At 38.8% G+C, this 15,560-nt stretch carries 11 protein-coding genes; 9 read left to right on the top strand and 2 right to left on the bottom strand.

The features are described 5' to 3' along the window. The first annotated feature begins 242 nt into the window (after window positions 1-242). A complete protein-coding gene (locus ACRD64_RS14700; protein ID WP_430934202.1) occupies window positions 243-4,376 on the top strand; it encodes a hybrid sensor histidine kinase/response regulator in 4,134 nt (1,377 codons plus the stop codon). 66 nt (window positions 4,377-4,442) lie between these two features. On the opposite strand, the gene ACRD64_RS14695 is transcribed toward ACRD64_RS14700, so the two are convergent. Together ACRD64_RS14695 and ACRD64_RS14690 are read right to left on the bottom strand one after the other, a co-directional pair. Further along, complete coding sequence (locus ACRD64_RS14695; RefSeq protein WP_430934201.1) at window positions 4,443-4,676, bottom strand: hypothetical protein; 234 nt, start codon at window positions 4,674-4,676, stop codon at window positions 4,443-4,445. 296 nt (window positions 4,677-4,972) lie between these two features. Next, complete coding sequence (locus ACRD64_RS14690; RefSeq protein ID WP_430934200.1) at window positions 4,973-6,892, bottom strand: aldehyde ferredoxin oxidoreductase family protein; 1,920 nt, start codon at window positions 6,890-6,892, stop codon at window positions 4,973-4,975. Window positions 6,893-7,231: 339 nt separating this feature from the next. Here ACRD64_RS14690 and ACRD64_RS14685 point away from each other — a divergent pair, with 339 nt between their 5' ends. From ACRD64_RS14685 to ACRD64_RS14650, 8 genes are all read left to right on the top strand, one after another. Beyond that, window positions 7,232-7,963: a HesA/MoeB/ThiF family protein gene (locus tag ACRD64_RS14685; RefSeq protein WP_430934199.1), complete on the top strand. Its 732-nt coding sequence runs from the start codon at window positions 7,232-7,234 to the stop codon at window positions 7,961-7,963. A 19-nt stretch (window positions 7,964-7,982) separates the two neighbouring features. Next, window positions 7,983-8,360: a winged helix-turn-helix domain-containing protein gene (locus tag ACRD64_RS14680; protein ID WP_430934198.1), complete on the top strand. Its 378-nt coding sequence runs from the start codon at window positions 7,983-7,985 to the stop codon at window positions 8,358-8,360. Window positions 8,361-8,614: 254 nt separating this feature from the next. Further along, on the top strand, window positions 8,615-9,790 hold the full coding sequence (locus tag ACRD64_RS14675; protein ID WP_430934197.1) for a molybdopterin molybdotransferase MoeA: 1,176 nt from the start codon (window positions 8,615-8,617) through the stop codon (window positions 9,788-9,790). Beyond that, window positions 9,774-10,577: a GTP 3',8-cyclase MoaA gene (locus tag ACRD64_RS14670; RefSeq protein WP_430934196.1), complete on the top strand. Its 804-nt coding sequence runs from the start codon at window positions 9,774-9,776 to the stop codon at window positions 10,575-10,577. Before ACRD64_RS14675 ends, ACRD64_RS14670 begins: the two co-directional genes overlap by 17 nt. Before the next feature lie 14 nt (window positions 10,578-10,591). Continuing rightward, window positions 10,592-11,038, top strand: coding sequence for a cyclic pyranopterin monophosphate synthase MoaC (gene moaC / locus ACRD64_RS14665; RefSeq protein ID WP_430934195.1), 447 nt, complete (start codon window positions 10,592-10,594; stop codon window positions 11,036-11,038). Window positions 11,039-11,041: 3 nt separating this feature from the next. Beyond that, a complete protein-coding gene (locus tag ACRD64_RS14660; RefSeq protein ID WP_430934194.1) occupies window positions 11,042-11,968 on the top strand; it encodes a molybdenum cofactor synthesis domain-containing protein in 927 nt (308 codons plus the stop codon). Between the two features lie 280 nt (window positions 11,969-12,248). Then, a complete protein-coding gene (locus ACRD64_RS14655; protein ID WP_430934193.1) occupies window positions 12,249-13,058 on the top strand; it encodes a hypothetical protein in 810 nt (269 codons plus the stop codon). 142 nt (window positions 13,059-13,200) lie between these two features. Further along, window positions 13,201-15,312: a TonB-dependent receptor plug domain-containing protein gene (locus tag ACRD64_RS14650; protein ID WP_430934192.1), complete on the top strand. Its 2,112-nt coding sequence runs from the start codon at window positions 13,201-13,203 to the stop codon at window positions 15,310-15,312. The last annotated feature ends 248 nt before the right edge of the window (window positions 15,313-15,560 follow it).

Below are 15,560 nucleotides of genomic sequence, written 5' to 3'. Positions count from 1 at the left end.
TTATTTTAGAATTGTTTATAAATGCTGAATCATGTTAACAAATGTAAACCGAACAAGTCTGGTTTTAGGGGAGCAAAAAGCAGTTTGAGTGAGGGTATTTGAACACTAAATGGGTGTTTGAAAACCATTGGGGTGTATTTGAAAACCTTTGTATTACAACATTTAAACATTAATTGGCAAAAGATTTTCTTTATTTGTAAAAAGAACTAAATTTGAGTATACATAGGTAATAAAGCATGAAAATGACACACTATAATCGTTCAGTCTTATTGTACTTATTATTTTTGGCAGCAACATTTTTTGTTCAAAGTCTTGGTTTTTCGCAAACAAATACCAGTAGCGATTTTATCAGAATTAAACATTTAAAGAATCAACCTCAGAACGATGTAAATCATATCTACCAAGATAAACATGGTTATATGTGGATTGGCACACTGGACGGTTTGCACCGCTTTGATGGTTACTCGTATAAAACCTACCGCACTAATGAAGGCAAGAACAGTATTTCAAGTAATCTGATAAAAAGTATTGACGAAGACAGCTTGGGAAACATTTGGATAGGTACATATGATAAAGGAATTTCTAAATTCAACCCGCTTACGGAAACATTTACAAACTTTTACAACACGCCCGACAATATTATTTTTAACAGTAATGATGTTACTACACTGATTGTAGATAACAACAATATTATTTGGTCAGCCAACATGCTGGGCATTAACCGCATTCAAATGAATGCTGCCATGAATAAAATAATTAAGGTTGATATTATTGATAACAATACCCGTTTGCAGTCAGATTTTGTTAACAACATAAAGTGTTTACATCAGGATAAAGACGAGAACATTTGGATAGGCACAAACCTACATTTATATTGTATCAATAATCCCAATGCCCCAGTTCAGCATTTTGATTTTAAGCAATATGAATTAAATGTGGAATCCATTTGCGATGGCCCTAATGGAATTATTGTCGGAGCATTCTATAGTATAAGCGAGGCTTCTGTCAATAACGAAAATATCATCATCAATCAGATTTCCAGTTTAAGAGGCAGTACCGTTCTATATCACAGCAACAAGGTTTGGGTAGGTAACCGCAGTGGATTATATTTGCTTGAGAAAGACAATGAACGATGGAATGAAACCCTTTTTTTTAACGAGAACTTTACAGATAATAGTTTAAGCTGCAATCTGGTTACATGGCTCAGCGCTGATATTAACGGACAGGTATGGGTAGGAACCAGAGGTGGCGGTGTGAATATTGCTGCCGAACAAAATAAACGCTTTGAGCATTACAAGCACACATTGACCTCCGGAAGTATAAGTAATAACCTATGCCGGAGCGTGTTTGAAGACCATAAGCAGAACCTTTGGATTGGCACTGAAGAGCAAGGGATCAGTTATTTGCCAAAGAATGCTGATTATGCCGATGGATTCCGACAAATGAATGTGAATGAAAACCTCAATGCCAACAGGGCGTATTGTATTGAGGAAACATTCTTGCCCAATTCTGACAAACACAACAGTTTAATTTGGGTTGGTACCAGTTATCCAACCAGCCTTGTTGTATTCGATGGTGAAACATTGCAAACTAAACCCAGACCTCAGTTTTTTGATGAATTTGGGTTTGTTTTTGCGCTGGAGGCAACAAACGATTCTACAATTTGGGTTGGCACCTATAGCGCTGGTCTTTTTAGGGTTAACTTTAATAAAGATGGAGAGGTTACCCAATATAAAAATATGATACCTGATGATGGTAACCCAAACGCCATATCATCGTTTATCGTCAGAAGCATTCTTCAGGACAGCAACGGAAATATTTGGGTTGGCACGGATAAAGGCATCAACAAACTAAGTAAGGAACAGGCAGCATCAGAGGTTCCTCAATTCGAGATATACTCGCAAGATAGTAAACTTGGGAGCATTCCGCACGACTATGTTTTGCAAATTTACGAAGCAAAAGACGGTACTATTTGGTGTGGAACCATGGGGGGTGGCTTGCTCAAATACAATACTCCCCTAGGCGACGAACAAGTTTCATTTACCAATTACACAACCGAAAACCGACTGCCCAACAATACCATAAAATCTATAACAGAAGATGAATCCGGATATCTATGGCTGACTTCCAACAAAGGCTTATCTCGATTTAATCCTAGATCCGATGAAGTTATAAACTATGATATTACCGATGGATTGCAAGACAATGAATTTTCTGAAATATGTTCTGTCATCAGAAAAAACGGCCAGATCGTTTTGGGTGGAATTAAAGGGTTTAATGTTTTTTACCCCTCAGATATCAAATCGGACAATGAGAAACCGCACATGTACTTAACCGAGCTTCTAATAAAAAACCAGGAAGTAAAGCCAGGTGAAAAATCCTTTCTGGAGCGGTCCATTCAATTTACAGATGAAATCAAATTGAGGTTTCAAGACAATAGTTTCTCCATCGGCTTTGTAGGCTTAAATTATAACACCCCTCAAAAAAACAATTATCAATACATATTACAGGGATTCGACGAACAATGGTACAAAGCCAGCGCCGAAACAAGGATAGCAAAATACACCAATGTTCCGCCCGGTGAGTATATCTTTAAAGTATTAGGATCAAATAGCGATAATGTTTGGAGCGACCAACCTGCCTCGGTTAAAATTACTATTGCACCACCGTTCTATCAAAGCACCCAGGCATTTATCCTATACTTCTTAATTATCATTGGGTTTATATTATTGCAACGATACCTATCGGTACAAAAGAACAAGCGTAAAAACGAATTGGTATTTGCCAATATGGAAAAGGATAAGGCTGAAGAGATGTCGCAAATGAAACTCCGTTTTTTTACGAATATCTCGCACGAATTCCGCACACCATTAACCTTGATCTCGGCCCCATTGGATAAACTGATAAAAAACAACAACAGTTCCTCCAGTGAAGAAAGGCTGACCTTGTTTAACCTGATGAACCAGAACATTAAAATTATGATGCGGCTGATAAATCAGCTGATGGATTTCAGGAAGTTAGAGCAAGAGAAGCTAAGCTTAAAGGTCAGAAATATCAATCTTTCGGAGTTCGTTAAAACCATTTATAATTCTTTTAGTGAATTAGCAGTCCAAAAACAAATCGATTACCAACTTAAGCTCAAGGAGACAGCCCTTATGATTTGGGCCGATCCCGAAAAACTGGAAAGAATAATCTACAACCTCTTGGCAAATGCCTTTAAGTACTCACCTAATGGAGGATCAATTGAAGTGGGCGTTTTAGGCGAGCCCGAAAAAGCATCTATTTATATAAAAGATACGGGCATTGGTATTAAACGTGAAGCTCAAGCGCACATCTTTGAACGGTATTTCAGGGACCGAAGTCAGCTTCAACAAAACGTTGGAGGTACTGGCATTGGTTTAGCTTTAACCAAAGCCATGGTTGAACTGCACCATGGTTCCATTTCCTTCGAGAGCGAAGAAAATACAGGCAGTACTTTTACTGTAGCTTTACCTTTGGGCAAAGCGCACTATAAAACCGAAGAAATTGAAGAAGGAGAATTCCAATACCAGTTTAATAGCCCGAGCACAGGAGCTAATGCGATTCCCGATATTGAAGAAAACACCATTAAAAGTCCGGAGATAAAGCCCAAGGTAATGGTAGTGGAAGACAACCACGACTTAAGGATGTTTGTAGTTCAATCCCTTAAGGATGAATTCGAAATCCTTGAAGCAGAAGATGGCCAAATTGCCCTGAATATCTGCGAAGAAAATATGCCTGATCTAATTGTGAGTGATATTATGATGCCCAATATTGATGGTATAGAACTTTGTAAAACAATTAAGACCTCAGAATCAACGAGCCATATCCCCGTCATCTTACTGACAGCCAAGAACACTGTGGAATCACAAATTGAAGGTTACGAAACTGGCGCCGATGGCTATTTAAACAAACCTTTTAACATGGATGTACTCAAGGCATCCATCCTATCTATCCTAAAAAACAGGGAGCAGCTGCGTAATAAATTCCAGAAGGAAATAGAGATTTCTCCTAACCTGATTGCCAATAACTCTACTGACTCCAAATTCATGGACAAAATATTGGCCATCATCGAGGAGCACTTGTCCGACTCTGAGTTTACCGTTGAAAAAATGGCTGAAAAATATGGCGTATCCAGAATATATCTGAACAGGAAAATAAAAGCACTAACAGGAGAAACGTCCAATCAGTTTATTCGTAACATTCGCTTAAAACATGCAGCCGAATTACTAAAACAAGGTGAGATGAATGTGTCGGAAGTAACCTGGATGGTAGGTTATAATGACTTAAAAACTTTCAGAACCCGATTTAAGGAGAAGTTTGGGGTTAGTCCGTCGGAGTTTGCCAACAATAGTTGATTGCTCATTGGCTATTATACCTTTTCCATAGTTTGAAACGTTGGAAAAGGTATAATTCTATATTTTCTACCCTGCACCACCCATTTTCAGCACCTTGATGCTATCTCCTTCCTGAACCATATAAGTACCGCTTTGCATTTTCCCATTGATCACAAAGGCCATACGAGCCTCTGTTTTGGGAATACTGAAAAACTTCTCGACCAACTCAAAGGCCGAAATAGAATTTTCAAGTTCAAGAACGGTCTCCTCTTGTATCTTCTCTCTGAGATGCCCTAGTGCCGATATAGTTATTTTCTTCATTAATATCATAATATTAAACACAATCAGCCCCAACAAAAATATTTATAGCTGATGTTAATAGTACAACTTTTTTTGAGGTACCAAATAAATGCATTTATTTCTTTTACCACCAAGCTTCAAAAGCACAAAGAAACATAAAAATATAAATCTTGGTATACTCGGCGTCTTTGTGGTTAAGCTTTAAATCCCCATCCCCCGCCATTGGCGGCGTACTTCCCCTTTCTCTCATGACAAAAGGGAAGAACCATTACCTCTTTTATTGATTTCTTATATATTAATTCGATATGGTCACACTATTAGCTCATCAATTCTTCCAGCCTCAGCTCCACCAGTTTTCCTTTCAGTGGAGCTCCATTTTCATCCATACCTGCCATATGATAATAAAGCTCTTTTGCTTCCTCAAACTCTTTCTTGTCAATAGCTACACCCTTTATTGCTCCGTTGGTCATAGGTGTAAATACTCGCTCAGGCAATCCTTCATCCTTGGACGTAATCCCACATTTGGCATTAAATAAACGTCCCATTACAATACTGCGTTCAGCAGCTATTATGAGTTCGTTTAATGATAGATCCCAGCCCGTAACATGGTTCACAAGGTCTGGCAGGTGCTCCATCAAAATCATACGTCGACTTGGCTCGGCAAGAAAAATACAGATATCCAACATATCCATCACGCCCCAAAGCTTTTGCAGGATGACAAAGGCACGTACTTTTTCATGATCTAAAGAACAAGGTTCAAGAGGTTTGCGAATTCCATAGTTAAATAAAGAAAAAACATTACCATCAACCAAAGCTTTAGGGTCTTCGTTTGGTTCTCCCATAAAACAATGGTCATGTTCAACTACCACATGATCTCCACCATTTGGAGAAACTGCATAACCAAGGGCTACATTCCATTTACCACGGCCTTCATGAGCCGCAAACTCCATTTTTTTAGCGGTCATTGCATACTTAGGGGCATCACCTCCTATTTTTTGTGCTGCCCTATAGGAGCCTTCTGCTAAAATATCACCGAAACCTTTACGGAAAGCAATCTTTTCAATAATACGCAAAAATGCCTCTTCGTTACCAAATACCAATTCCAATCCGTCGGTATCTTCTTTGGTGATAATGCCTTTTTCGTAACATTCCATAGCAAAAGCAATAGTCATACCTAAACCAATGGAATCCATTCCAAAACGCGCGGTCATCTCGTTACCTTTACAAACGGTTACGGCATTGGGGATTCCACAGTTCGAACCAATGGAACCTAATGTTTCATATTCAGGGGCTCCATATGCCGGATCAATATTTTTATCCGGGTCTTTCGACTCTTTTTTAACTACCTGCTTACAACGAACAGGACATGCAAAACAACCTTCTCGCTTCATCTCCATTTCCTTCTCAATGGTGATTCTGTCAATTTTTTCCGCATGCTCAAATTCACCCATTTGGAAGTTATGCGTAGGTAAAATTCCCATTCCACTTAAAATAGTGGGAAGACCCATCGTACCTACTTTACCAAAGCCATCCAGGCTATCATGGTTTTTCCAGTTTTTACCAAACCATTGGGCATATTCTTTAACCTTAACTGCTTCTTTCATAAACTCACGATCGTCACCCTTTACTGCGATTGCACGCAAATTCTTAGAACCAAATACGGCGCCCATTCCTCCTCTTCCATTCCAGTGTTTTAGCTCATTACAAACAGCCGCAAACCTCACAAGGTTTTCTCCTGCAGGACCTGTTTGAAGCACACGCGCCTTCTTCTCTCCCATTTCCTCACGAATCATTTCCTGTACAGGTCCTGTATCCTTTCCCCAAAGATGCTTAGCACTTTTAATCTCTACCTTATCATCTTTAATACAGATATAACAAGGTTCTGCGGCTTTTCCTTCAACAATAATGGCGTCCCAGCCAGCAAATTTTAGCTCCGGGCCAAAGAACCCGCCAGCCTCTGACTTTCCAAAACCCTCTGTCAATGGACTTTTAGCACCTACCGAAAACCTCGAAGTACCGGCAACCGGAGAACCGGTTATAACACTAGGAGCTACAATTATTTTATTTTCCGGACTTAGAGGATCTACAGCTCCTCCAACCTCTTTATTTAAAAAATACCCAATAATATTAGTACCACCTATGTACTGCTTGAAAAAATCCTCTCCAGGTCTTTCAATTTTTATAGAAGAATCTGTTAGGTTAATTCTTAAAATTTTGTCTCTAAAACCAAATGCCATCTCAAATTATATTTTCATTAGAAATTAGAATAATCACAATTATAAAATTACAATTATTATACAAATAAAGCAGGGGTATTTTTACTTATTTGCCTGATTTTTAACGATTTCGAGTGGCAATAATATGCAAATCGTACATGTCACATATACAAACAGTTATGTTTTTACCCTAAGAGCTAGCTGGTATCAATTGAGTTTTTGTCTAGTCATATTTTATCAAACACCCCCCTAATTGCAGAATATACCTAACACTATAACGCGGCAATGAATGAGGGAAATAAATAATTCTTGATTTATACCGCATTTTATTAAATTGCCTTTTCATTTCAACCCATTGTAATGTTAAGCGAAAAAGAACATATTAGATATCAAAGGCAACTTATATTACCTCAATTTGGGACAGAAGCTCAGGAAAAACTTAAAAATGCAAAAGTATTTGTTGCCGGTGCCGGCGGTTTAGGAGCTCCGGTTTGTTACTATCTGGCAGCTGCTGGAGTTGGTCATTTGGTTGTTTGTGATCGCGACAAAGTTGAACTAAGCAATCTGAACAGGCAAATACTTCACTCGACAAAAAAAATAGGGACACCTAAGTCCGATTCTGCTTTTGATACATTAAACACCCTGAATCCTGAAATTAATATTGTCCCCTTTAATGAAACCATTGACAACAATAGTATTGCTAAGATGGCTAATTCAGCGCATATAATGGTTGACTGTTTAGATAACATATTAACCCGCAGGGTATTGAACCGGTACTCTATCAAAAAAAACATTCCTATTATGCATGCCGGCATAGATGGTTGGAATACACAATTAACCCTCATAAACCCTCCCCATACACCATGTATCAACTGCTTATTTGATGACGCCAAGGACAGTACAGAACCAAAACCAGTGCTAGGTGCTGTTGCAGGAATAGCAGGAACCTTGCAAGCATTGGAAACCATTAAATATATTGTTGGCACAAACGATATTTCAAATACTTTAATATATTTAGATTCAATAACATTAGAATTCTCGAAAATTAGTATCGAAAAAAACAAGAATTGTAGTGTTTGTGGTCATTTATAACTAATAAAAACTAGAAAATATGGCTGGTCCAAAAGGCTCAAAATATTACGATATCTTTCTCGACTATTCCATTCAGCTCAATCATCGCAAGAAAGGTAGCATCATGACTTCTCTTCATTTTTCACTTTTAAATGCAATACATAATATGGGGTCGATAAAAGAAGCTGCCGAACACCTGAATATTAGTTATCGAAAAGCGTGGGGCATTATTCAAAAGATGGAAGAGCAATTAGGGTTTAATCTGCTCAATCGTCAACGGGGAGGAAACCAGGGAGGAAAAACTTCGTTGACAAATGATGGATTAAACCTGATAACTGCCCACAAAGAACTTCGGGAGGAGTTTGACAAATCAATCCACGATATGACAAAAAAGTTTTTCCACGAACTGAATAAATAGAAAAATGGTTTACAGACATGATTTATAAATATAGTTTGAAATCAACTCCATTTTCTACCATAAAAAAAAACCCACACAAGATTAACTGTCAAACTAGACAATAACTCAACATCCCTTATTTTACGGGCAATTTATTTCAAATATAAATTACATTTTCAAATGGCATTTTATTGCAAATCCATTATTTATTAATTCGATTTGCATATTTTTGCAATTCGTTTAACAGCCCTCCATGTGGCAATGATATGTTGAGAATGATTGAATTTAAAGATGCGTTACACATTATACTTTCCAACGCAGTTGAGTTAGGAACTGAAACAGTAAAACTTAAGCACGCGCGCCAACGTATTTTGGCTAAAGATACATATTACGATATAGCACTGCCTCCATTTAATAAGTCTGCAATGGATGGTTACGCATGTCGCATGCAGGATATTAAAAATGAGCTGGAAATAGTGGAGCTTATACATGCGGGCAAAAAACCTGAAAATAAAATTGGCCCTAATCAATGTGCAAAAATAATGACAGGCGCAGTTGTTCCAGAAGGCGCTGATTGTGTTGTTATGAAGGAGTACGTTGAAGAGAGTGCTCGTAACAAAATCATTATTCAAGCTGAAAAAACAAAAAGCAACATCTGTTATACGGGCGAAGATGTTCAGGTTGGAGATGCAGCTCTACTTAAAAACACGTTGCTTACTTCTTGTCATATGCCAATATTAGCAGGAGCCGGTATTATTGAGCCCGAAGTAAAGTGTCAGCCAAGAGTATCCGTTTTTGCTACAGGTAGCGAGTTGGTTGAACCCAGCGAAAAACCTTTATCGTTTCAGATACGAAACACCAACTCTTCCCAAATGATGGCACAGCTGGAAGAAATAGGCATCTCAGGAAAATATGGCGGAATTATTACCGACGATTTTGAAGAAACCAAGAACAAAATTGCTTTCGCTTTTGAAAAAAGCGATGTGGTGATTCTTTCAGGTGGAGTATCGGAAGGCGATTTCGATTTTATTCCTTCTGTTATTGAGGAATTGGGATTTGAAATGTTGATTACCCGCGTGATGGTTCAACCCGGCAAACCTTTAATATTTGCCAAGAATGGTAATAAGTTCTGCTTTGGCTTGGCGGGCAACCCTGCCTCTTCTTTTATTCAGTTTGAATTATACATCAAAGCATTTTTGTATAAAATGATGGGTTATGATTTGGAACCCAAAATGGTAAAAGCCAAATTAACCGAAGACTATTCACGTAAAAAAACAGATCGTCTGAAATTTATACCCGCTTTTTTAAATGAAGAGCAGACCGTGAATGCCGTCGAATATCATGGAGCAGCACACATTAATGCTTTAACGCATGCAAACAGTATGATCATAATGCCTTTGGGCGTTATGGAATTTAAAAAGGGAGATAGAGTAGATGTTAGACGCTTTTAACAGGGAAATAAATTACTTAAGGATATCGGTAACTGACCGTTGCAATCTGCGCTGCACCTATTGTATGCCTGCAGAAGGCATTCAGTTAATGAGGCATGAAGATGTACTTTCTTTTGAAAGAATAGCGGAAGTAGCCAAAGTGGGTGCTGAAAATTTCGGCATTAATAAAATTCGTCTTACGGGAGGTGAACCATTGGCCAGGAAGGGCTTGGTTACACTGGTTAAACTTTTAAAAGCTATTGATGGCATTGATGAAATTAACATGACTACCAATGGTATCTTGCTTTCTAAATACGCTAATGACTTGAAAGGTGCCGGCTTAAACAGGGTAAACATAAGTTTGGATACCCTTTCAAGCGAAAAATTTGCCCAGATTACCCGAGGTGGTAATATTCAGGATGTGTTTGATGGGATTCAGGCAGCCAAAAACGCTGGCCTCACTCCTATTAAAATCAATGTAGTTAAAATGGAATCATCCGACAAAGATGAATTGGAAGACCTGGAAGAGTTTTGCATCAGGGAAGACCTTAAAATTCAATATATCCGACAGATGGACCTCAAGTCCGGGACTTTCTCACAAGTAGAAGGAGGTAATGGAGGTAATTGCTCCATCTGCAATAGACTACGCTTGAGCGCCGATGGTTATATAAAACCTTGTTTATTTAGTAATAAAGCCTATAGTATAACAGAAAATGGTATTGATGGTGCATTCGCGGCTGCCCTAGGCAACAAACCCGAAAAGGGAAAGAAAAGTCAGAATCACGGATTCTATAATATTGGCGGATAATAAAATTGATGAGCATGACAAAATTATCGCACATAAACGAAAAAGGTGAAGCCAACATGGTGGACGTTTCTTCAAAACCGGATCAAACCAGGACCGCTCAGGCGAAAGGTTTTATCCAGCTTAACAAAGAAACACTTGAGCAGGTTAATAGCAACACGCTTAAAAAAGGGGATGTATTATCTACGGCCCGAATTGCAGGTATAATGGGGGCCAAACAAACATCCAACCTGATTCCGCTTTGTCATCCTTTACAACTTTCGAAAGTAGATGTAGAGTTAGGAATATTGGAAGATGGCATTGAGGTTACAGCATTGGCAAAATGCATTGGCAAAACCGGTGTAGAAATGGAAGCATTAACGGCTGTTAACGTGGCATTGCTTACTATTTACGATATGTGCAAGGCTGTTGACAAAAACATGGTGATGCGGGGAATTAAACTTATCAGTAAAATTAAAGAGTAAATCATGAGCAAACTAAAAGTCATATCTCTAAACACCTCCGCAGGCAAAGGAACCGTTAAAAAGCCGATTGAAAAGGCTACAATCGATTTCAATGGAATGGTTGGAGATGCCCATGCCGGTGATTGGCACCGACAAATCAGCCTGTTAGGCATTGAGAGCTACCGAAAGATGGAAGCCAAAAAGGCTGATGTAAAACTGGATATGGGTGTATTTGCCGAAAACATTACTACCGAAGGCTTAGAGCTTCATAAAACAAGTGTATTCGACCGTTTTGTAGGTGATCAGATAGAGCTTGAAGTAACACAGATAGGAAAAAAATGCCACCATGGTTGCGATATCATGAAACAAATAGGCGATTGTGTAATGCCAGTTGAAGGTATTTTTTGCAGGGTTATTAAAGCGGGTGAATTAAAGCCCGGCGATACTTTTGAATACAAGCCAAGAGTCATTAAAACGATGGTGCTTACTTTAAGCGACAGGGCATACAATGGAGTTTATGAAGATAAAAGCGGGCCATTCGCTGAAAAAATGATGACTGAGTTTTTTGATAACAGCGGAAGGCATTATAACATTGACCGAAAGATTTTACCAGATGATGCAGCTTTAATTAAAGAAGCGTTATTGGAAGCCAAAAACTACGATATCGTTATCACCACCGGTGGAACTGGCCTTGGGAAAAGAGATATTACGCCGGATGTGGTAAAACCCATGTTGGATAAAGAAATACCTGGCATAATGGAGCATATACGCATTAAATATGGCGCTCATAAACCCAATGCCCTGGTTAGCCGAAGTGTAGCTGGCACAATAGACGCTACCCTGGTATATGTGTTACCCGGAAGCACCAAAGCTGTTAATGAATATTTAAATGAAATAATCCCAACCATAGAGCATTCGTTCAGGATGATTCACAGCGTGGATAGTCATTAGTATTCTGTTAACCGTATTAAGTAGGCAGTAAAAAAAAATCAAATGAAACAACAACAACAACAACAACAACAACAACAACAACCCAGAAGGGGCTGAATATGAATAACCGGGGTGGCAACGCCGGGAGAAATAAAAGAAAAAAACATAGCATCACAAGGGTTGCGGATATGCCCAAAGACTTTACGGTGCCTGTCTGCCGAACAGGCAGGGAAAAAACAACGAAAGACGAAACGCTAGCTATTAAGTTTAAACAACTATAAACCACAAATAATAAACAAAGATGAAACTTAACAATTTAATTATACGACTATTTTTCCTGACAATTGTTCTCACTTTTGCGTCTTGTTCGGATGATGACGAAGTAACACCTGAGGTTCTACCAACCGATATGGTTTCAGATAACAAATGGGTTGAAGATGAAATTGCAGAAGGCGAAGAGCTATGGTTTAAGGTGACTTGCGATGCGGGTTCTACAACTGCATACCTGGAATGGGCAGAAGCTAGTGGCCAAGGAGAAGACAGAAACTACTCCGGGGATATAATGGTTTCAGCCTATCAGTTAGATGGTATCACCGCATATATCTTAGACAAGGACAACGGATATGGCGAAAAAGCAAAATCGTTTGGGCTTGAAAATAACGAAATTTCGTTTTTAGTGAAAGTTACGGTCGGCGAAACTAATACACCTGGAACATTTGCTATACGTGCCAATGCTGCAAGTGTAATAACCGTTGATTATGCTGACTTCTCCATTGCTGATACCTGGTTAGACTTTACAATTAAACAAGATGAATTACTTGGATTTAAAGTTAAATATACCGGAGCAAAAAACATAGCCATTGTTTGGAAAGAGGTTGATTCTCCTGAAACCGGGTACACCGCTGACATTACTGGTTCGGTAATGCATACAGACGGTGCAACTCCATACAAGGATGTTGTTAAGGGGAAAGATTACCTGGATAAAAACAAGAGTCATACCGATGATATAAAATATATTTTAACCGATGACTCAGAGAATAATTTTAAAATCCACATTAAGAATACTATTCCCGGAACCTTTGCACTAAAGGTATACGAGATTGCAGAATAACAAACAAGGTTTTTACCTTTTATTAAAATTTACAGCATGTAAATGGCTCTTCCCTTTTGCCCTCAGGCTAAGGGGAAGAGCCACGCCTTGGGCGTCGGGATGGGGATTAATTTCTAACTTCCTATAAACTCTCACTTCAAACATGAATAAAAAACGAATACTTCTTTTCATATCTCTTTTAGGAATGGTTCTTTTAAAGGCTCAAAAAGTTCATCAAATTAAAGAAGTTACTGTTGAAGCCAGGGCAAAAAACGATGCCATAGAGCAACAAAAAAAAGCAACCCCTGCTACAATTGTTATCAGTAGCAAAGAGTTAAATAATTTTGGAAACCATACCGTTGGTGATCTATTAAAACGTCTACCACGTGTTTTTATCCAGGGGCCACCATCCTTCAACCGAAACATAATGATGGGCGGCTTGGACAAGCAGTTCCAATCCGTACTTATTAATGGTAACCGACCTGCCGGAGGGGAAGATTACAGGGATTTTAAACTCGACAGAATACCTGTTGACATGGTGGAGGAAATTGAAATTATCTATAATCCTCCTGCCGAATGGGGAGCCGATGCATCTATGGGTGTGGTGAACATAAAACTTAAAGACACACCCGACGAAAAGTATTTCAGTGCCAACATTGCACTTGACCATACCTCTACTCATGACGGATTAAACCCGGATATGTCTGTTACCTACGGAAATTCGTTTAAAAAACTATCATTTATTGCAAGCTATAGTTACAACCAATTCAACCGTTCAAATGTAAATACACTCACCGAGGGTGATATTTCAGGAACGGAGTTAGAGGACATCGATGTTGAAATTCATGGTTTTACGGGAACCCTCAACTATGATGTAAGCCAGCATTCTAAACTAAAGTTCGAGACCTTTTTCAGTAATTACGACGAGTCGCTTGACTTTGTGGCAGACATCAAACACCGTTCAGATGGAACATTGAACTTCACATCGGATACAGCTTCCGACAGCAAGTTACGAAGGTTACATACCCAAACCTTACGTTTTGAAACCAAAGGGGAAAACTGGAAATGGGCCAACGCTTTAAATTTCTCCCAGAATAATGACGAAAAAGAACGCTGGAGATTAACCGCTAAAACTTCAGGCCTTACAGAAAGCCTGGAAGATGAGAACCAGGAAAATACAGAATCCATCTTTAAGAGTGATTTCCAAAACACACGTAATAACCATACCCTTAAATTTGGAATAAGAGCGTCAGGTTTATGGCGCGATTATTCCAGACTTGTTTACACCAGAATATACGAACGTAAATTCTGGGACGAAATAACGGATGGCTCCTACAAGATGAACGAGTACCGAGGCAGTATGTACGCCACAGACGAAATAAGTTGGAACAAATTTCAGGTTGTTCCTTCTGTTCGTGTAGACTACGACAAACGTTCATACAAAACATTAGATGAAGAAGGAGATTTTAATTATACATCACTGAACCCTTCTATACATGCCAAATACCATTGCAACGACAGGCTCTTTTTTAAAGCGGACATCGCCCGTCAAATTTCACGACCTCCATTTAATGCCCAGGTACCCATCGACAAAATCAAACACAAAAAATCAACTATTGAAAGAGGAAACAAAGACCTGCAACCATCTGATGCTTATACAATAAGCGCTGGTATTGAACAATATTCGAAAAACAATAATTATATCACCTTACGCGGTTTTTACAGTATCATGCGCGATGTGATTGAAATGAAAAACGTGGGAATAGATGACAACTATGGTTACCAGGTAATTCAATCGGTGAATGTAGATAGCGGTTTAATATGGGGCTTTGATGTAGATTTTCATTTAAGGCTTTTGCGTTATAAAAAAAATGAGCTTACCCTCAACAGTAATGTTTCCTGGTTAGGTTCTGAGGTTAGGGATGCCAGCACTGGTGAGCATCGCAGACTTAACGAACAACCAGAATACACAACAAATTCATCTCTGGATTATTTCAACTCCGAATTAAAATTGCAGGTATCTGTTGGGGTTAATCACATTGGTAATAGATATATTGCAGGAGGCACCGACGAAGGCACTCTAGTTGCCCGACAGGTGTACCAACCCTATACACAATGGGATGCCCGCTTAAAATACTTCTTTAAACCTTGGGGAAGTGTTTTTGTAAACACAGTTAATTTGTTTAACGAAAAGGTAGTAATTAAACAAGGTGCGGTTAAAGAATCGGAGATAGTAGGACGTAACATAAGAGTTGGTTTAAATTTTACCTTATAAAAAAGAGAAGGTGATTTACAGCTTCAGAATTAGTTGGCATTCTTTAGCGTACAGGCAGTAGGCAGTTTTTATACAGCCTGTTTAATCAGGCTGTAGACCGAAAAGAACATAGTCCAGGGCATGGCCCAAGCAAAGAGGCTAAGGCCCTTCCCTTTAGTCCTGAGACAAAAGTGAAGGGATGGGATTTTTAAAAATATAGAATCTTGATCACAATATTTATGAAGTAACATACAGCTTGGGATAGTCTT

The organism is Saccharicrinis sp. 156 (genome assembly GCF_050589685.1).
In the GTDB taxonomy this organism is placed as follows: domain Bacteria; phylum Bacteroidota; class Bacteroidia; order Bacteroidales; family Marinilabiliaceae; genus Saccharicrinis.
The sequence above is the reverse complement of the archived record's forward strand: the minus strand, read 5'-3'. Positions and strand labels throughout refer to the sequence as shown.

Coding starts and splice junctions, on each gene's coding strand:
- ACRD64_RS14685 (WP_430934199.1), top strand. CDS start 7,232: ATGTTAAGCGAAAAAGAACATATTAGATATCAAAGGCAACTTATATTA.
- ACRD64_RS14675 (WP_430934197.1), top strand. CDS start 8,615: ATGATTGAATTTAAAGATGCGTTACACATTATACTTTCCAACGCAGTT.
- ACRD64_RS14695 (WP_430934201.1), bottom strand. CDS start 4,676: ATGAAGAAAATAACTATATCGGCACTAGGGCATCTCAGAGAGAAGATA.
- ACRD64_RS14655 (WP_430934193.1), top strand. CDS start 12,249: ATGAAACTTAACAATTTAATTATACGACTATTTTTCCTGACAATTGTT.
- ACRD64_RS14680 (WP_430934198.1), top strand. CDS start 7,983: ATGGCTGGTCCAAAAGGCTCAAAATATTACGATATCTTTCTCGACTAT.
- ACRD64_RS14700 (WP_430934202.1), top strand. CDS start 243: ATGACACACTATAATCGTTCAGTCTTATTGTACTTATTATTTTTGGCA.
- ACRD64_RS14670 (WP_430934196.1), top strand. CDS start 9,774: ATGTTAGACGCTTTTAACAGGGAAATAAATTACTTAAGGATATCGGTA.
- ACRD64_RS14650 (WP_430934192.1), top strand. CDS start 13,201: ATGAATAAAAAACGAATACTTCTTTTCATATCTCTTTTAGGAATGGTT.
- moaC (WP_430934195.1), top strand. CDS start 10,592: ATGACAAAATTATCGCACATAAACGAAAAAGGTGAAGCCAACATGGTG.
- ACRD64_RS14660 (WP_430934194.1), top strand. CDS start 11,042: ATGAGCAAACTAAAAGTCATATCTCTAAACACCTCCGCAGGCAAAGGA.
- ACRD64_RS14690 (WP_430934200.1), bottom strand. CDS start 6,892: ATGGCATTTGGTTTTAGAGACAAAATTTTAAGAATTAACCTAACAGAT.